Origin of the sequence: Flavobacterium aquidurense, from assembly GCF_031458035.1 — a bacterium.
Taxonomy (GTDB): Bacteria; Bacteroidota; Bacteroidia; order Flavobacteriales; family Flavobacteriaceae; genus Flavobacterium; species Flavobacterium aquidurense_C.
In genome coordinates, this window is record NZ_JAVDXR010000002.1 from 542,377 (window position 1) to 559,320 (window position 16,944).

17 protein-coding genes are annotated in these 16,944 nt (G+C 32.7%); 7 read left to right on the forward strand and 10 right to left on the reverse strand.

From position 1 onward, the window contains the following. Nucleotides 1-41: 41 nt before the first annotated feature. The 6 genes from J2X17_RS05390 to J2X17_RS05415 all read right to left on the reverse strand — a co-directional run bounded on the left by J2X17_RS05390 (nucleotide 42) and on the right by J2X17_RS05415 (nucleotide 6,110). The gene (locus J2X17_RS05390) at nucleotides 42-671 is read right to left on the reverse strand and encodes a DsbA family oxidoreductase (protein ID WP_310295386.1); all 630 of its coding nucleotides are present in this window, start codon (nucleotides 669-671) and stop codon (nucleotides 42-44) included. A gap of 329 nt (nucleotides 672-1,000) precedes the next feature. Next, on the reverse strand, nucleotides 1,001-2,119 hold the full coding sequence (gene dnaN / locus J2X17_RS05395) for a DNA polymerase III subunit beta (RefSeq protein ID WP_310295389.1): 1,119 nt from the start codon (nucleotides 2,117-2,119) through the stop codon (nucleotides 1,001-1,003). A gap of 105 nt (nucleotides 2,120-2,224) precedes the next feature. Next, complete coding sequence (gene gldG, locus J2X17_RS05400) at nucleotides 2,225-3,910, reverse strand: gliding motility-associated ABC transporter substrate-binding protein GldG (RefSeq protein ID WP_310295392.1); 1,686 nt, start codon at nucleotides 3,908-3,910, stop codon at nucleotides 2,225-2,227. After that, nucleotides 3,910-4,635, reverse strand: a complete 726-nt coding sequence (gldF, locus tag J2X17_RS05405; protein ID WP_310295393.1) for a gliding motility-associated ABC transporter permease subunit GldF — start codon at nucleotides 4,633-4,635, stop codon at nucleotides 3,910-3,912. Before gldF ends, gldG begins: the two co-directional genes overlap by 1 nt. 164 nt (nucleotides 4,636-4,799) lie before the next feature. Continuing rightward, entirely contained in the window at nucleotides 4,800-5,096 is a 297-nt protein-coding gene (locus tag J2X17_RS05410; RefSeq protein ID WP_310295395.1) for a putative quinol monooxygenase, read from the reverse strand. A gap of 186 nt (nucleotides 5,097-5,282) precedes the next feature. Next, the gene (locus J2X17_RS05415; protein ID WP_310295397.1) at nucleotides 5,283-6,110 is read right to left on the reverse strand and encodes an SAM hydrolase/SAM-dependent halogenase family protein; all 828 of its coding nucleotides are present in this window, start codon (nucleotides 6,108-6,110) and stop codon (nucleotides 5,283-5,285) included. 184 nt (nucleotides 6,111-6,294) lie between these two features. On the opposite strand from J2X17_RS05415, the gene J2X17_RS05420 reads away from it, so the two are divergent. From J2X17_RS05420 to J2X17_RS05445, 6 genes are all read left to right on the forward strand, one after another. Beyond that, nucleotides 6,295-7,245 (forward strand): PhoH family protein, encoded by a 951-nt coding sequence (locus tag J2X17_RS05420; protein ID WP_056190794.1) that lies wholly within the window; start codon nucleotides 6,295-6,297, stop codon nucleotides 7,243-7,245. 123 nt (nucleotides 7,246-7,368) lie between these two features. Next, nucleotides 7,369-7,854 carry a hypothetical protein gene (locus J2X17_RS05425; protein ID WP_310295404.1) on the forward strand — a complete coding sequence of 162 codons (486 nt, stop codon included), beginning with the start codon at nucleotides 7,369-7,371 and terminating at the stop codon, nucleotides 7,852-7,854. 327 nt (nucleotides 7,855-8,181) lie between these two features. After that, nucleotides 8,182-9,012 carry a Cof-type HAD-IIB family hydrolase gene (locus J2X17_RS05430; RefSeq protein ID WP_310295406.1) on the forward strand — a complete coding sequence of 277 codons (831 nt, stop codon included), beginning with the start codon at nucleotides 8,182-8,184 and terminating at the stop codon, nucleotides 9,010-9,012. A gap of 121 nt (nucleotides 9,013-9,133) precedes the next feature. Continuing rightward, the gene (locus J2X17_RS05435; protein ID WP_310295408.1) at nucleotides 9,134-9,721 is read left to right on the forward strand and encodes a hypothetical protein; all 588 of its coding nucleotides are present in this window, start codon (nucleotides 9,134-9,136) and stop codon (nucleotides 9,719-9,721) included. 179 nt (nucleotides 9,722-9,900) lie between these two features. Then, on the forward strand, nucleotides 9,901-10,857 hold the full coding sequence (locus tag J2X17_RS05440) for a phosphoribosylaminoimidazolesuccinocarboxamide synthase (protein WP_310295410.1): 957 nt from the start codon (nucleotides 9,901-9,903) through the stop codon (nucleotides 10,855-10,857). 648 nt (nucleotides 10,858-11,505) lie between these two features. Beyond that, a complete protein-coding gene (locus tag J2X17_RS05445) occupies nucleotides 11,506-11,886 on the forward strand; it encodes an ankyrin repeat domain-containing protein (protein ID WP_310295412.1) in 381 nt (126 codons plus the stop codon). A gap of 83 nt (nucleotides 11,887-11,969) precedes the next feature. Here the strand turns inward: J2X17_RS05445 and J2X17_RS05450 are convergent, their stop codons facing one another. Beyond that, on the reverse strand, nucleotides 11,970-12,572 hold the full coding sequence (locus J2X17_RS05450; RefSeq protein WP_310295414.1) for a DUF2238 domain-containing protein: 603 nt from the start codon (nucleotides 12,570-12,572) through the stop codon (nucleotides 11,970-11,972). Between the two features lie 355 nt (nucleotides 12,573-12,927). Continuing rightward, nucleotides 12,928-14,016 carry a M42 family metallopeptidase gene (locus J2X17_RS05455; protein ID WP_310295416.1) on the reverse strand — a complete coding sequence of 363 codons (1,089 nt, stop codon included), beginning with the start codon at nucleotides 14,014-14,016 and terminating at the stop codon, nucleotides 12,928-12,930. Nucleotides 14,017-14,097: 81 nt separating this feature from the next. On the opposite strand from J2X17_RS05455, the gene J2X17_RS05460 reads away from it, so the two are divergent. Then, entirely contained in the window at nucleotides 14,098-14,778 is a 681-nt protein-coding gene (locus J2X17_RS05460) for a DUF4294 domain-containing protein (protein ID WP_310295418.1), read from the forward strand. A 65-nt stretch (nucleotides 14,779-14,843) separates the two neighbouring features. On the opposite strand, the gene J2X17_RS05465 is transcribed toward J2X17_RS05460, so the two are convergent. Both J2X17_RS05465 and J2X17_RS05470 read right to left on the reverse strand, forming a co-directional pair. Beyond that, nucleotides 14,844-15,680: an IS3 family transposase gene (locus J2X17_RS05465; RefSeq protein ID WP_310295428.1), complete on the reverse strand. Its 837-nt coding sequence runs from the start codon at nucleotides 15,678-15,680 to the stop codon at nucleotides 14,844-14,846. Then, a complete protein-coding gene (locus J2X17_RS05470) occupies nucleotides 15,677-16,204 on the reverse strand; it encodes a helix-turn-helix domain-containing protein (RefSeq protein WP_310295420.1) in 528 nt (175 codons plus the stop codon). The genes J2X17_RS05465 and J2X17_RS05470 overlap by 4 nt, the downstream gene beginning before the upstream one ends. Nucleotides 16,205-16,944: the final 740 nt, after the last annotated feature.

Here is a 16,944-nt window from a genome sequence, read left to right on the forward strand (position 1 = left end):
ACAATGGAGAAAATCTAAAATCTACATTCTAAAATCTAAAATTATTTCTGCACTTCCTTAATAGTATTCACAAAAGCCTCAACTGGCTGGGCGCCTGAAACAGCATATTTTCGATCAAAAACAAAAAACGGTACACCTTGTACGCCAATTTCCTGTGCTTCCTGAATATCGGCTTTCACGTCATTTAAAAATAAGTTTTCATCTTTTAGAACTTCCAGAACCTGAGTCTGATCTAAACCAGCTTTTACAGCCAATTCTATTAAAGTTGGACCATCATTTAAATCTCTTCCTTCGGTAAAATAAGCCTTAAAGAAAATTTCTTCCATTTCGTCGCCTATTTTTTTAGCTTTCGCCAAATGTATAATGCGATGTGCAGTTAGGGAATTCGAAATAATAGCTTTATCAAAATGATAATCTAAACCAACGCTTTTTGCGCGTTCTGTGACACCTTTATGCATTTCTTTAGATTGTTCAACTGAAATGCCTTTTCGCTCGGCTAAAAACGTATAAACGTCTTTTCCTGATTGCGGCGTAATTGTTGGATCAAGCTGAAAACTTTTCCATTCAATTTCAAATTCATTATTTGGAAATTCAGCCAATGCTGTTTCCAACTGTCTTTTTCCGATATAACAAAACGGACACATGATGTCCGACCAAATTTCTATTTTCATAATACAAAGTTAAAAAAAATGTTTCAGGTTTTTATTTGTTTCAGGTTTCAGGTTTTTGCTTTGAACATAATGTAATCGCAAAGTTTTGAAACTTGAAACTTGAAACTTGAAACTTGAAACTTGAAACTTGAAACTTGAAACTTGAAACCTGAAACCTGAAACCTGAAACCTGAAACTAAGTTAAAATAAAAAACCGCAAATCTTTTAAAAAGAATTGCGGTTTCCAGGTATAAAAAATGGTTGGTTAATAGCGATATATTTTTTTTTACAATGATATGTCTTTAATCTGAAACTAAAAAAAATCCCTGTAACAAAAAGAAGTTTTGATGTTAACTATTTAACATTACGGGCATTACTAACATCGTAACAGTTTCTCCTTCTTCTAAACCGTCAACTGGTGTTAAAATCCCAGCTCTGTTAGGCAATGACATCTCTAACATAATCATGTCAGATTGTAAGTTGGTCAACATCTCAGTTAAAAAACGTGAGTTAAAACCAATTTGAAGATCATCTCCCTGATAATCGCAAGTCAATCTTTCTTCCGCTTTGTTTGAGTAATCAATATCTTCTGCGGAAACATTTAGTTCAGCTCCGGCAATTTTTAAACGAATTTGGTGTGTAGTTTTGTTTGAGAAAATTGCAACACGTTTCACTGAACTTAAAAACAAAGAACGGTCAATCATTAATTTGTTTGGATTTTCTTTTGGAATTACTGCTTCGTAATTTGGGTATTTTCCATCAATCAAACGACACGTTAAGATATAATTGTCAAATGAGAAAGTCGCATTTGAGTCATTATATTCAATTTTAACTTCAGCATCAGAAGTTCCTAAAATACTCTTTAAAATATTCAAAGGTTTCTTCGGCATAATAAAATCTGCCACCTGAGATGCTTTTACATCTGTACGGGCATATTTCACTAATTTGTGCGCATCTGTTGCAACAAAAGTCAAACCTTCTGGCGAAAACTGGAAGAAAACTCCAGACATTACCGGACGTAAATCATCGTTTCCGGCAGCAAAAATAGTTTTACTCACGGCAGTTGCCAGAACATCAGCAGGAACTAAAGTTACAGATGGATCTTCAAGACTAACCGATTTTGGAAATTCTTCTCCGGCTGCGTATGCTAATGCATATTTACCTGAGTTAGAGCTAATTTCAACCGTATTATTATCTTCAACTGTAAAAGTTAAAGGTTGTTCAGGAAATGTTTTTAAAATTTCAAGCAAAAGTTTAGCAGGCACAGCCACACTTCCTTTACTTTTAGAATCGATTGATAATGTAGCCGACATCGTAGTTTCAAGATCCGAAGCCGAAACCGTCAATGCGTCATTGTCTAGTTCAAATAAAAAGTTGTCTAAAATAGGCAACGTATTGTTACTGTTAATTACACTACCTAAAACTTGTAATTGTTTTAATAAGTACGAACTCGATACTATAAATTTCATCTGTTTTGTTTTATTTTTTGATGTTTCTTTAGCAATTGTTGGCTAAATATACGGATTACAAATATATCGTAAACAATCTTACTTTCGCAAATTTTTTATTAACATCTATTTGCTGTATTTTCTTTTTCGGAGGTACGTAAATGCAAGTCCGAAAACCAATAAAATTAGGATTGGAAGTCCGATAGTTATGAATTGTGTCAACGTATAGTTTTCATAAACTTTCTCCTTGTCCAATAATGGCAACTCAACATCTTTGCTTCTAATGTTAATAAGTCCGGTGTCGTCCAATAAATAATTAATACAATTCATCATAAAATCTTTGTTGTCGTACAAATTCCCGGTACGCTGATCGTAACCTAATTCAACAGGCATCATGTTTTTATCCAATTGATTTCTGGCCAAATCTCCGTCAGCAATCACAATCATTTTATTCGGTTTTCCCTTTGCCTGAAATGCATTTTCCTTGAAAGGCAAAACACGATTTTCAAAAGCGGAATGAAATTCACCTTCTAATAAAACAGCTAGCGGTAAATTTCCTTTATTCAGATATTCCTGAGGTGTAGTTTGTTCAGTTACAATGTTTAAGTTTATTTCTCCCGGAGTTCCGATTTTTTTAGAATATTGAGACGACTGTAATAAAACGGTTTTCTTGATTCCGTTTTTCAGAGTGTCAATCGGATTAGCGAAATCGAATTTAATACCCCCTAAACTCTTCACAATTGGGTGTTTGCTTGTTGGATAAACCTGAGGTGCAAATTTCCACACAAAATCTTGATACTGAGTAGCACTTCCTTGCTCTCCGGTAGCTAGTTTTATTGGACTTCCTTGTTCGTCTTTTACTAAATCAGGATTGATTCTGAATCCGTATTTGAAAAACATATCGTTCAGATTCAAATCTCTGGGATAAGCCAGAGTAGCGCCGGATTGATTGTACAAACTGTCCATATCGGCAGCAACCTGGTCGATTAACCATAATGTTTTTCCGCCATTCATGATAAACTGGTCTAAAACCTGCTTTTCTTCATCAGAAAAAGTTTCCGTTGGTTTGGCGATAATTGCTAAATCATATTTTTTAAGAGCATCTAAAGTCCCTGTGGGATTTTTAACAACAGAATCTAAAGTGAATGGCCCTATATAATAACTTTCTTTGATTTGTTTCAACATTTTAGCAACATGGATCTCGTTCATTTCGCCATTTCCTTTTATAAAAGCAACTTTCTTCTGCTTGGCTTTGGTAATTTTATTGATAGCATCAGCAATAGAATACTCTAAATGCTGAATCGATCCAATAACTTTAGCTGTTGTAGACGCCCCCATAATGTTCTTCAACAAAGGAATATTCACTTCTTTATTGTCATAAACTGCTACAGCCCAAGGAAAAACCATTGCCTGAGATTGTTTTCCTTTATCGTCAACAGTGATGTTTATTGGGGTAAGTCCTTTTTGGTAAAGCGATTTTACAACTTCCATGCTTTCATCTTCATTTTCCATCGGATTTACGAATTCGAAAACAATATTACTGTTGTAAGCCTGAAACTCTTCTAATAACTGCTTTGTTTCCTGTTGCAATCTTCTGAAATCTGCCGGCAAATCGCCCTGCATATAAATCTTGATCGAAAGCGGATTCTTAACCTGTTTTACAATTTGTAAAGAAGTTTCAGATAAAGTATAACGCTTGTCTTTAGTTAAATCGAAACGGTGGAAAAATAAACTTCCAAGTACATTTAAAACTATTAAAACGAAAACGGTAATACCTAATATTTTAATATTTTGTTGATTAGATGCTTTCATTATGCTTTAAAAGATTTTAATTGATAAACTGTAAAAGACAGAAATAATACGGTAATGCTTAAAAAATAAATTACATCGCGAGTATCAATCACACCTCGGCTCATACTTTTAAAGTGATCCTGCATACCCAATGCCGAAATAATATTAGAATCTCCGGGGATCAATGAAGCCAAGCCCTGAAATCCGAAATAAAAGAAAAAACATAGAAAAACCGCTACAATAAAAGCAACAATTTGATTTTCGGAAAGGGTAGAAGTAAAGACTCCGATTGCAGAATATGCAGCAATTAAAAACAGCAATCCGAAATAAGAACCAATAGTACTTCCCATGTCAATATTTCCTTCAGGCAGACCCAAATTCGAAATTACTTTTACATAAATAAACGTTGGTACAATTGCTAATACTATTAGAAGTAAAGAACCGAAGAATTTTCCGTTTACAATTTCCCAAATGGATAATGGTTTGGTCAAAAGCAATTCTAATGTACCTTGTTTTTTTTCGTCAGAGAAACTTCTCATCGTTACCGCCGGAATCAGGAAAATTAGAATCCATGGTGCTAATGTGAAAAACGGAGTTAAATCGGCATACCCGGTATTTAATATATTGTAATCTCCTTCGAAAACCCATAAAAATAGTCCGTTGCTAATTAAGAAAATAGCAATGACCAAATAGCCAATAGGAGATCCAAAAAAGGATTTTATTTCTCGTAAAATGATTGATTTCATTTGTTTTATTTTTGTTTCAAGTTTTTCTTGTTTCAGGTTTCAGGTTGCTTTACTTGCGAACTTTAAGTTTTCTAAAAACATTGTAATATAATCTTTGTGCCCTTTGCGTTTTAATAGTTCCAATTTTCAGATCCAGCAAATAACTTGAAACCTGAAACTTGAAACTAATTTAAACTTACTATTTTGTCTACGCTCCACGCTTCTGGTTTTGCATTAAATAGCTTTTTAGTGAAATCCCAAACCGAATTAAAAAGTTCAGATTGTCTGTAATTTTCTAAATCAGCTTCAGTTTCCCAGTAACTATAGGTAAAAAAGACGCATTTATCATTTTTATCCTGATACAATTCCAAAAAACGATTTCCATCGGCATTTCGTATTTTGTCTTTTACGGTTTCAAAATTCTCCAGAAAATCCGGAATTTTTTCTTCGTGAAAACTCATTTTTACTATTCTAACGAACATGTATTTGATTTTAGATTTTAGATTGCAGATTTTAGATTTTTGAATTACTAAAAGTGCAATACGCGCGCAAAAATACCAAAATAGATTGTTCTTTTTAGGAAAATTTTAAAATTCCAAAAATGAAATTCCAAATTCCAAATATTCGGATTATTTAAATCTAAAATCTGCAATCTAAAATCTAAAATTTTAGGTAAACTTAACCGTAATTACGTCACGGTAATTCAATCCTAAGAGGCTATTTGCAGAACCAACTTTTGAAGGATTGCTCCTAAAAATGGCAATTTCGAGAAAACCGGCTTCGTTAAAAATAGCCAATTTTTCGCCTTCATAGGTTTTGATTGGATATTTCTCTGAAGTCGCAATAGCGGAATAATTTGGTAGAATTGTTTTGATACTTTTTGGTTTCATAACAATCTCGTACGGGCGTCCTTTGGCAACTTCAACAAATTGCTTTTTGGAAATATTAGTTACAATATTTCCAAAATGATCAATGTAAATAACATATCCTTTTATAGAACTTCCATCGGCTGCAATGACAGGCTGTAACTCTGTAATTTGCTTGATTTCTTTAATTTCTTTACCAATAACATTTAGTAAACCTCCTTTTGAAAGATGGCAGGCAACTTTTATAAAAACGTCTAAATCACTGAATTCACTAGGAAAACGATCATGAATATTAATCACAACAATTTTCTGCGGAACGATTTTCTGCGTAAGCATACTTAGAATACCATTATCGGCACAAATAAAGTAATGATCGTTCCATTGCATGGCAATATGCTGATTCTCTTTATTACGTTCGATATCAACCCCAATTAAGTGAACGGTTCCTTTTGGAAAACTCAAATACGATGCGCCAATAACGTAACTCGCTTCGGCAGTGTTAAATGGGTCTATGTCGTGCGAAATATCAATGATTTTTGCCTCTGAATATTCAGAAATAATTTTACCCTTCAGCGAGCCCACAAAGTGGTCTTTTAAGCCGTAATCAGTAGTAAGGGTAATTATTGACATAATTTTGTTTATAACTATTGGTAGTATTTAAATCTAATTTTCATTAAATTTGAGAAATGCAAATCTAATAATAGTAATTGCAAAAATGCAAGAAAGAAAAGACAAATTGCATTTAAAGATATAAAGATACCCGACAACCACCGATTTATAAAACTGATTTATTTTTAATTTAAAACTATCTCATTTGAACGAAAGAATTATCGAGCTCATAGACATCGCTCCAAAAGACTTTTGGGGCGCTCAAGACACTCATCTTGAAATCATTAAAAAGTACTACCCAAAGCTTAAAATCGTAGCGAGAGGGACCACTTTGAAAGCGTTTGGCGAAAAAGAAGTTTTAGATGAATTCGAAAAGAGATTTCAGAGGCTTATGCTTCATTTTACCCGATACAACAACATTGACGATAATGTAATTGAACGCGTAATTATGAGTGATGGTCAGGATGAAAGAAAATCATACGATCATGACAAAATATTAGTTCATGGTGTTGGAGGTAAAATAATCAAAGCCATGACGCCTAACCAGCAATTGCTGGTAGATACCATCAAAAAAAATGATATGGTATTTGCAGTTGGACCAGCTGGAACAGGAAAAACCTACACAGGAGTAGCAATGGCGGTTAAAGCGCTTAAAGACAAAGAAGTGAAAAGGATCATTCTTACCAGACCAGCGGTAGAAGCGGGAGAAAATCTTGGTTTCCTTCCTGGCGATATGAAAGAAAAACTAGATCCGTACATGCAGCCGCTTTATGATGCTTTGCGCGACATGCTTCCAAACGAAAAACTCGAAGATTACATTTTAAAAGGAATTATTCAGATTGCGCCACTGGCATTTATGCGTGGGCGCACACTTGATAACGCTTTTGTAATTCTGGACGAGGCGCAAAACACCACCCACTCACAAATGAAAATGTTTTTGACCCGTATGGGAAAAAACGCGAAATTTATGATTACGGGGGATCCGGGACAGGTCGATTTACCACGCAGAACTATTTCTGGTCTTAAAGAAGCTATTTTGGTACTAAAAGACGTTGACGGAATCGGAATTATTTATCTGGATGATAAGGATATCGTTCGTCACAGATTAGTGAAAAAGGTAATTGACGCTTATAAACAAATTGAAAATCACGATTAATTTTATAGAATGTCAAATGTAAATCGTGAAATGTGTTTTGACATTTACTAATATTCGTTTTCTACATCATCTTTTATAGAATGTGGAAAACGAATATTTTTTTTGGTTGATAAATTTAATTATATGAAGAAAATATTCTGTTTTGGAGTAATAATTAATTTTCTTCTAATTATTATGACTGGGTGTACACCGAATTACGAAAAAATTTTTGAAGAAAATAACCAGAGATTTGATGACAATAGATTATTGCTGAATAAAACTTTATCGTTAATCGAGAAGGGTTACGTAAAAAAATGGGATAGTAAAATGGGAGTGACTTTAGAAGTCGAAAGCTTTAGTGGAGATATAAAAGAAAATCTTTTAAAATTAGGAATTGGAAGTGTCGAGATTTCTGGTGATATTGGCCCTTGCGACAAAAATTATAATGTTATATTTCACATTGTTGAAGGTTGGAATATTTCCACTTTGAGAGTTGTTCAATTAGTTTACGCTCCTTGTAATTTTAATACAAAAAGAGATCGAAATAAACATTTAAATTATATAAATCATCAAGATTTTTGGGGACAAGGGGGAGATTGGTTTATATATTCAGATACTGACAAATTTTAGAAATTGATTTACACAGATTTTTTTCGCCGCGAATTTCACGAATCAACACGAATTAATTAGTGGAAATTTGTGAAATTCGTGGCAAAAAAAAAACAGCAAAGTGCGTAGAAATTTTTGCTTTTAGAATAAATTGAAAAACACATTCAGAAAGCTATAATTTATACAAATCAGGAATTATAAAAGTTTAAATTATTTATAATTCAATATTTAACGAAATAGTTAAATAAAAAATAAACTTCACGTATTTCGGGCTTTTGCAACTTGTAATCTTTGCTCTTGTGAGCGTAAAGCCTTAAATTTGTAATTCATAAATATTTGATCTTTAATATGACTAAGCTTAAAAATATAAAAGTTGTAGTAAGTGACCTTGATGGAACTTTACTCAACCCTCAACACAGAATATCGGATTATACTAAATCTATTTTTCAGGAACTTCACAATCAAAATTATCTTATCGTTGTCGCTACTGGCCGTCATCATCTTGATGCGATGGCTATTATTGAAACGCTTGAAGTTCCCGTTTATCTGGTGAGTTCAAACGGAGCGAGAATTCATTCACCGAATAAAGAAGAACTTTTTTCATTTAATTTGGATAGCGATGTTGTCAAAAACGCTTTGAATGTTGATATTGACCCTGATATTACTGTGGTTTTATTCAAAGAGAATGTCTGGCAGACCAATAGAATTAATGAAAAATTAAATGCTTTTCAAGCCGAGCTAAAATATCGTCCGGAATTGGTAGATTACAAAACTTTGGAAGATTTTGGAGCAATTAAAATATTCTTCTCGTGCGATGATCATGAGAAATTAGTAAAACTTAAAGACGCTATTTTAGCCAATTCTTCTGAGCATTTGCATCATGCTTTCAGTTTACCGACTTGTTTGGAATTTATGGATAAAGCTGTAGATAAAGCCGTTGCAATTGAAATGGTTTTAGAAAAAGAAGGGTTTACTTTAGAAGAATCCGTTTCTTTTGGAGATGGTTTTAATGATGTTCAGATGTTATCTTCGTCAGGAAAAGGATTAATTATGGGCAATGCTCCGGCTTTATTAAAAGAAACTTTACCTGAATTAGAAGTTATAAAAACCAATGCTGAAGATGGCGTTGCAAAATATATTTCTTCAAAAATATTAGATAAAGAATTTGTAATTAGTTAGTTTTTAAATAATTACCAGTAAAAGATATTGCTGATTAAAGTTAAATTTATAAATTTATAGGAAATTTACCAGATTTGGGTAAAGAGACCTTTTATGAAATAGTAACTTAATCATCAGTATTATGGACAAATTTTTACTTCAGCTTCAAAAGAATTGCTTTTCGGGAATTATTCTGCTCTTGCCTTTGGTTGTTTTTTTTATGATTCTTGAGAAGGTTTGGGGGTTTTTTAAAAAATACGGTGATAAAGTTGCTAATTTACTACATCTGGATAAAGTTTTAGGCCCGATTGGAAGTGATATTCTAGGCGGATTATTTTTAATCTTGTTGATTTATTTCAGTGGTTATTTGATGCAATTTTCTTTTCTGAAAAGATTTACGGAATGGGTTGATAATAAATTGATGGTTTTTTTGCCAGGTTATGAAAAGAATAAAAAATTGGCAGAAGAAAAATTAGCACAGGAAATGGGTAAGCCAGTTACAGATCTGCCAATTTTATTGAAAGCTGGAGAATATTGGCAGCCAGCACATTTAATTGAAGAAAATGCTGATGGAACTGCGGTAGTTTTTGTGCCTGTTGCTCCTTCAAAAGATCGTGGTCAAATTTTTATAGTGAGTTCAGCTAATATTAAAAGATTACCGGATACCACTTTAGGAAGTCTGAATGAATCGATAAAATCATTAGGAAAAGGAATTCTTGAATTTAAATGATTCTTTTGAAAAATATAAATAAAAAAAACTCTGAGGCATCTTCAGAGTTTTTTAATATGTTCTAATATATTTTATAATAACACAAAAACAAATTTTTAGAAGTCTTAAAAAGTTTTCTTTGTTTGCTCTTTGAATTAGTTTTAAATTTGCATCAAACAAACAAAACACAACTAAAGATAATGAGCAATACAATTACAACCACAAATTTTAATTTTCCGAATCAAAAATCAGTTTACCGCGGAAAAGTGAGAGAAGTTTACAACATAAACGACGAACTTTTAGTAATGATAGCAACTGACAGACTTTCGGCTTTTGATGTGGTTTTACCAAAAGGAATTCCATATAAAGGTCAGATTCTTAATCAGATTGCGACAAAATTTATGGAATTGACTGAAGATATTGTTCCAAATTGGTTGATTGCCACACCAGATCCAAACGTTGCCGTTGGGCATTTATGCGAGCCATTTAAAGTAGAAATGGTAATTCGTGGTTATGTTTCAGGACATGCTGCGCGTGAGTATGCTGCTGGAAAAAGACAAATTTGCGGGGTAACAATGGTAGAAGGTTTGAAGGAGAATGATAAATTTCCGGAACCAATTATTACGCCAACTACAAAAGCTGATAATGGTTCTCATGACGAAGATATTTCTCGTGAAGATATATTAGCAAAGGGAATTGTTTCTGAAGAAGATTATATAGTTTTAGAAAAATATACTCGTGATTTATTTCAAAGAGGAACTGAAATTGCTGCAAGCCGTGGTTTGATTTTAGTTGATACAAAATATGAATTTGGAAAAACAAAAGATGGAGTTATTGTCTTAATTGATGAGATTCACACGCCGGATTCTTCTCGTTATTTTTATGCTGATGGATATTACGAAAGACAGGAAAGAGGAGAGGAGCAAAAACAATTATCAAAAGAGTTTGTGCGTCGTTGGTTGATAGAAAATGGTTTTCAAGGTCAGGAAGGACAACAAATTCCGAATATGACTGATGAATATATTGAATCAGTATCTGAAAGATATATTGAATTGTACGAAAATATTTTAGGAGAAAAATTCGTGAAAGCTGATATCGCAAATATTGATCAGCGTATTGAAAAGAATGTAGTAGATTATCTTTCTGGTAAAGCGTAATTTTTTGATTTTAACTTTATAAAATTGCCCCAGATTAATTTGTTTTAATCTGGGGTATTTTTTTTATTTTTCCATTTTGGTTTTTAGATTTTCAAGACCTTTTTGCAAATCCTTACCAATCATTCTGTTCATATTCATCATAATGTTCATTGGATAGGGAAAAACACCGTTGATTCCCATTTTACTTTGGTTTGATTTGGTGAAAGAGCTTCAGTAACATACAACCGATGTTCATTGGCTCTTTAAAACATAATGCAAAGTCAATACTTTTCTTTCTGTTATTTTAGTAATTTCCTGTTTTCCAACACCTACATCTTTTACATCACTTTCCCATATAGAGATTGAGCTAATAGCACCATCGTTTATTAGAAAAAATTATAAAACAAAAAAGTTGATTTTATGGTATTCTAAAATTAATACACGTTTTTTTATTTTTTTTTTGATTTAAACTGTAACAAAATGAATATTTGCGCGTCTATATATGAAACGATAATTTAACATTCGGAATTATTTATTAGGTTTTTATTAAATGAATGTTAAGAATTAGTTAAAACAAGGTACTTGGTAATACATAATACAAAAATTCGAATTACATTTACATAGAAATTAAAAATCATCAATAATCAATCAATTTAACAATCAATCAACATGAAAAAATCAGTAATTATTTTAGGAGTAGCTCTAGTAGCTTTTGCCAATGTTTCAATGGCAGCAAATCACACAATGACTTTGAAATCTCAATTTGAAATTTCAAATTTATATTCAAGTCCACTAAATGTGGCAGTAATTAAAGGAGATATAGATATTGTAAAGAAATTTATCGAATACGGTGCAGACGTAAATGAAAAATCAGAAGACATGTCACCATTAATGGTTGCGGCACGTTATAATAAAATTGAAATTTTAAAAGTTTTATTGGCAAGCGGTGCTCGCCCAAATGATAAAAACGAGCAAGGTTATACAGCTTTGAAATATGCACAATTATCAAATGCAACAGACGCTATTGCCATTTTGAAAGATTTAAAATAATAATATTGTTTAAATCTAGTTTGAGTTAGTATAAAAACGACCTTCCTTGAGCAGAAGGTCGTTTTGTTTTATAGTTAACTAGTTTAAAAATCTATTCTGTGAATTTGCTTATCCTGAATTTTTGAAAAGAGAGCTAAGGCCGTAATTGCTCCAATAGTTGCGTATAGCATATCAGATTGGGTATCCCAAATGTAACCCTGAGTTCCTAAAAACGAATTTCCGCCTTCGCCCGTTGCCAGCGAGACAAACCATTCTATAAATTCGTAAGCAGCACTAATTGCCAAACAAATGCTGACAATAATAAAGTTGAAAAAACTTTTATTATTAATCACTTCTTTTCTGATGAACAATTCCCTGATAATCATAGCCGGAACAAATCCTTGTGCAAAATGTCCTACTTTATCATAATTATTTCTGCTTTGATGAAATATTTCTTTTATGTAATCAAAGAAAGGGACTTCAGCATAAGTGTAATGTCCTCCGATAAACAGAATGATACAATGAATTAAAATTAGTGTATAAGTGAAATTTGTAAAACGGAATTTTTTAAAAGTAATTGATAGAATAAGAAATCCTATAATCGCCGGAATAACTTCAAGAAAGCAAGTAAATGCTTCTTTTGCATTTATAACTGAAGCTAATAATGAAATTGAGAATAGCGTTATTAAAAAGTAGATATATTTCATAAATGATTTTGATTATGATGCAAGATATTAAACTAAAATGTAACGGAATCAAAAAAAGCACCATTAAAATAAGGATGCTTTCTCTTTATCCAAACTAACTTAGCCAATTAATTTATTTTAAAATCCCTACTTAATAGGAACATGTTTTTTGCGGTTAAAAACGCAAAATAGAATTTGGAAAACCAACAGCGTTAAAAGAGTTGTCATAGTAAGGTACACACTCGAATTCTTTTAAAGTAAAGAATGCTGTCTTTTGATAAAGTAAAATCGTCCTCGAGCAGTAATATTTTCTTGCTATTTTTTTATAACGTCCATACGGCTAATAATAACCGAATGGACATTTTAAATGTATTTCTTATTTAAAATAAGAGAAAGTCTCATTATTTTCAATTTTCAATAACGATGCATAAATCAGGTGAATCACATTTTCAACATCTTCTCTATGAACCATTTCAACTGTAGTGTGCATATAACGTAAAGGTAAAGAAATCAATGCAGATGCTACACCACCGTTGCTATAAGCAAAAGCATCAGTATCTGTTCCCGTCGCTCGCGAAGTAGCGTGACGCTGGAATGGAATCTCATTTTCTTCAGCCGTATCTACAATTAAATCACGCAATTTATTTTGAACAGCAGGAGCATAAGCAATAACTGGTCCTTTACCCATTTTAAGATCGCCCTCTACCTTTTTATCAATCATAGGAGTAGTGGTATCATGACAAACATCTGTAACAATTGCTACATTTGGTTTAATAGTTTGTGCAATCATTTCAGCACCACGTAAACCAATTTCTTCCTGAACTGAGTTGACAATGTACAATCCAAACGGAAGTGTTTTTTTATTTTCGTGTAATAAACGAGCAACTTCGGCAATCATAAAACCGCCCATTCTGTTGTCAATAGCACGACAAACGAATTTATTTTCGTTTAAAATCATGAATTCATCAGGATAAGTAATTACACATCCCACATGAACACCCATTTTAAGAACTTGTTCTTTGGTTTCACAACCCAAGTCAATAAAAATGTTGCTTAATTTCGGGATTTCCTCTTTATCACGTAAACGGGTATGAATCGCCGGCCATCCAAAAACACCCTTTACAATTCCTTTTTTAGTGTGAATATTAACTCTTTTCGATGGCGCAATCTGATGATCCGATCCACCGTTACGTATTACATATAGCAAACCATCATCTGTAATATAATTTACATACCATGAAATTTCATCAGCATGACCTTCGATTACAACTTTAAAAGGAGCATCAGGATTAATAACTCCAACCGCTGTTCCATAAGTATCGGTAATAAAAGTATCAACGTATGGTTTCAAATAATTCATCCAAAGTTTTTGCCCTTCACTTTCATATCCGGTAGGTGAGGCGTTATTTAGATAGCTTTCCAGGAAAGCAATTGAGGTATCTTTTAAGATAGATTCAGTACTCATAAAAATATTTTTTTGCTAATTTATAAATTTGGTATCAGAGTTGTGTATAAATATTTAATTTTACATTTAAATTATGACTCGATGAGATTTACCTACATTATTTTATTTTTTACATTAATTTCATTTACAAGCCAGGCTCAGGTTACTCCTAAAGACGATCAGCAAATGGGCTACGTACTAACTGAGCAAGATTCTATTTTGGGTGATACTATAGAATTGCCAGAGATTATCATTACCAAAGAAAAGCTCGATCCCGAAGCACAAAAGCAATTCAAGATTCTTGAAAACCGTGTTTACAAGGTTTATCCATACGCTAGATTGGCTGCAGATCGATTGACAGCCTTAAATCAGGGGATGGCTCGTTTGAAAACTAACCGTGAAAAAAAGAAGTATTTTAAAATTGTAGAAGACTACCTTAATAATGAATTCGAAGAAAGGCTTAAAAAGCTTTCACGTAAACAAGGTCAGATTCTCGTTAAACTAGTTCACAGGCAAACCGGAATCACAACCTACGAATTAATACGAACTTTAAAAAGCGGTTTCAAAGCCTTTGTTTCAAATACAACAGCCAATTTATTTGATATTAGTCTAAAGACTGAATACGATCCTTACAAAGTAAACGAAGACTATTTAATAGAAACCATTCTTCAGCGTGCATTCGAATCTGGTCGTTTGATAAATCAGAAAGCCGCAAAGCCGGTAGATTATAATAATTTAATGAATTATTGGGAAGCAAAAGCAAAAGAAGCCAAAAAGCAATAGTATTAATATATGGTATAATAACCCGGCAGTTTAGACTGCACCCAAAAGTTTAGACGAATTTATAATTAAATTTGATAATAATGAGCTCGATATTGTATCGGGCTCATTCCTTTTAGATTAAGTTTTATTCGATCATTATTATAATAGTCTATATATTCGATAATTTCCTGTTTTAGTTGATTAGTCGAACTATATTTTTTAAGATAAAACAATTCAGTTTTTAATATTCCGAAGAAGTTTTCAATTATTGCATTGTCTAAGCAATTTCCTCTTCTGGACATACTTTGCTTAATTCCTTTTTGTTTTAATAAATTTTGATATTGTTTCATTTGATACTGCCATCCTTGATCTGAGTGCAATATTAGATTAGCTTGACCTGGTATTTTCTCGAAAGATTTATTAAGCATTGATACGATTTGATTAAAATTAGCCCTTTCAGATAATTCATAACTTATAATTTCCCCATTAAACAAATCAATTATTGGTGAAAGATATAATTTACTTCCTGATACATTAAACTCTGTAACATCTGTAGCCCATTTTTCATTCGGCATTGCTGCTTTAAAATTACGCTTTAATATATTAGGCGCTATTTTTCCTTGTTCCCCTTTATATGATTTATACTTTTTTAATCTAATTATACTTTTTAATCCTAGGAGTGTCATTAATCTGAGAACCGTTTTATGATTAATTAAAACACCTTTATTTCTTAAATCTAAAGTAATACGTCTGTAACCAAATCTGCCTTTATGCAGATGATAAATCTGCTTGATCAGCTCTTTAATATATTTGTACTTATCTTCTATATGATATTTTTTTTCGTAGTAATAGTAACTACTACGTGCCATATTCAGATGACCCAGCATAGTGCCAAGATCATATTCATGCCTTAATTCTATTATGGCTTGCGTTTTAAATTCTTCATTTCCGCGGCTTGAACTAAGGCATTGTACTTTTTTAGAAGAGCATTTTCACATTTTAATGATTCTATCTCTAGTAAAAGTTCTTCTTCTCTAGTCAGGGGTTTATCAGATTTCTTTTTGGCTCTCTTAATAGTCATAGATTTAGGTCTTCCTTTAGGTTTGCACTCTAAGCCCGAGTTTCCTTGGTCTTTGTACCTTTTTTGCCATTGAATAATGACGGCTTGACTGGGAATATTAAATACAACACAGGCATCTCTCAAAGATAAAGACTTCTTCTTAATTTCTCGCAATACCTTTTGCTTAAAACCTGTGCTGTAATTTTGCTGTTTGCGAGGTAAAAGACCTTCTGCACCATAATTCAGATAAAATTTAATCCATACTCTGAGAGTTGATTCATCGAAATTATTTTCCTTGGCAACTGAATAAACTGGAATATTGTTTTTTAAAACTTTATTTACACAGCGAAGCTTAAACTCATAATCGTATTTTACTCTTTTTCCCATAAAAATGCCCCCAAATAGTGTCTAACTTTTTGGGGGCAGTTCAGTTTTTCAAAATCTGTCGGGTTTGTTTTTTATACCTATATATAAGGAAGGAATTCGGGTATTAATATATAATGGTGTTTTCAGGCTGAGCGAAGCCGAATCCTGTTTCAATTGGAATTTGGAGTTTCAAAGATTTGGAATTTGTTTTTTAATTAAGGAGCTTTATCCCGCTGTCCGTTTTAATCTTTTGTGGTGTCCCGAGGCTTCGGGGCCACCACAAAAGGATTTCCTCCCGTCCCGAAGCGTCGGGATCGGGACTATCGGGGCTAGGGGGAGCTGTTTCCAGAAGAAAATTATTGTTTTTCCATAAGCCATAATCGTTTTTCGGAAGAAAAAGAAAGACTTTGCGCCTTTGCGTCTTTGCGAGAACCATTAAAAACAAAGAAAAACCGCGCTTTGTGTCTTTTTCACAAGCAAGTAAAGCATAATAAGTAGGGGAATCTAAAACTTTGTGTCCTGGTGCCTTTGTGGCAAAGCCCGCCCAAAACAAGCAAAACCACCCAAAACCCGCAAAAGCAAAAAAAACTTTGTATTATAAAAACCGCCATACCAGCGACTTATAAAAAACATTGAAATTATATAATAAAAACCCTTGGAAATGTAAATAAAGGTGCTACTTTTGCACCCGCAACAGCGATAGACGTTCCCTGAAATACTGACAAGCATTAGAATCCAAACGAAAAAATATTTTCAAAAAA

What these genes read in the sequence shown, in the direction of transcription:
- J2X17_RS05440 (WP_310295410.1), top strand. Translation starts at nt 9,901, where the DNA reads ATGAGCAATACAATTACAACCACAAATTTTAATTTTCCGAATCAAAAA.
- gldG (WP_310295392.1), bottom strand. Translation starts at nt 3,910, where the DNA reads ATGAAAGCATCTAATCAACAAAATATTAAAATATTAGGTATTACCGTT.
- J2X17_RS05410 (WP_310295395.1), bottom strand. Translation starts at nt 5,096, where the DNA reads ATGTTCGTTAGAATAGTAAAAATGAGTTTTCACGAAGAAAAAATTCCG.
- J2X17_RS05415 (WP_310295397.1), bottom strand. Translation starts at nt 6,110, where the DNA reads ATGTCAATAATTACCCTTACTACTGATTACGGCTTAAAAGACCACTTT.
- gldF (WP_310295393.1), bottom strand. Translation starts at nt 4,635, where the DNA reads ATGAAATCAATCATTTTACGAGAAATAAAATCCTTTTTTGGATCTCCT.
- J2X17_RS05425 (WP_310295404.1), top strand. Translation starts at nt 7,369, where the DNA reads ATGAAGAAAATATTCTGTTTTGGAGTAATAATTAATTTTCTTCTAATT.
- J2X17_RS05455 (WP_310295416.1), bottom strand. Translation starts at nt 14,016, where the DNA reads ATGAGTACTGAATCTATCTTAAAAGATACCTCAATTGCTTTCCTGGAA.
- J2X17_RS05435 (WP_310295408.1), top strand. Translation starts at nt 9,134, where the DNA reads ATGGACAAATTTTTACTTCAGCTTCAAAAGAATTGCTTTTCGGGAATT.
- J2X17_RS05450 (WP_310295414.1), bottom strand. Translation starts at nt 12,572, where the DNA reads ATGAAATATATCTACTTTTTAATAACGCTATTCTCAATTTCATTATTA.
- J2X17_RS05460 (WP_310295418.1), top strand. Translation starts at nt 14,098, where the DNA reads ATGAGATTTACCTACATTATTTTATTTTTTACATTAATTTCATTTACA.
- J2X17_RS05430 (WP_310295406.1), top strand. Translation starts at nt 8,182, where the DNA reads ATGACTAAGCTTAAAAATATAAAAGTTGTAGTAAGTGACCTTGATGGA.
- J2X17_RS05470 (WP_310295420.1), bottom strand. Translation starts at nt 16,204, where the DNA reads ATGGGAAAAAGAGTAAAATACGATTATGAGTTTAAGCTTCGCTGTGTA.
- J2X17_RS05445 (WP_310295412.1), top strand. Translation starts at nt 11,506, where the DNA reads ATGAAAAAATCAGTAATTATTTTAGGAGTAGCTCTAGTAGCTTTTGCC.
- dnaN (WP_310295389.1), bottom strand. Translation starts at nt 2,119, where the DNA reads ATGAAATTTATAGTATCGAGTTCGTACTTATTAAAACAATTACAAGTT.
- J2X17_RS05390 (WP_310295386.1), bottom strand. Translation starts at nt 671, where the DNA reads ATGAAAATAGAAATTTGGTCGGACATCATGTGTCCGTTTTGTTATATC.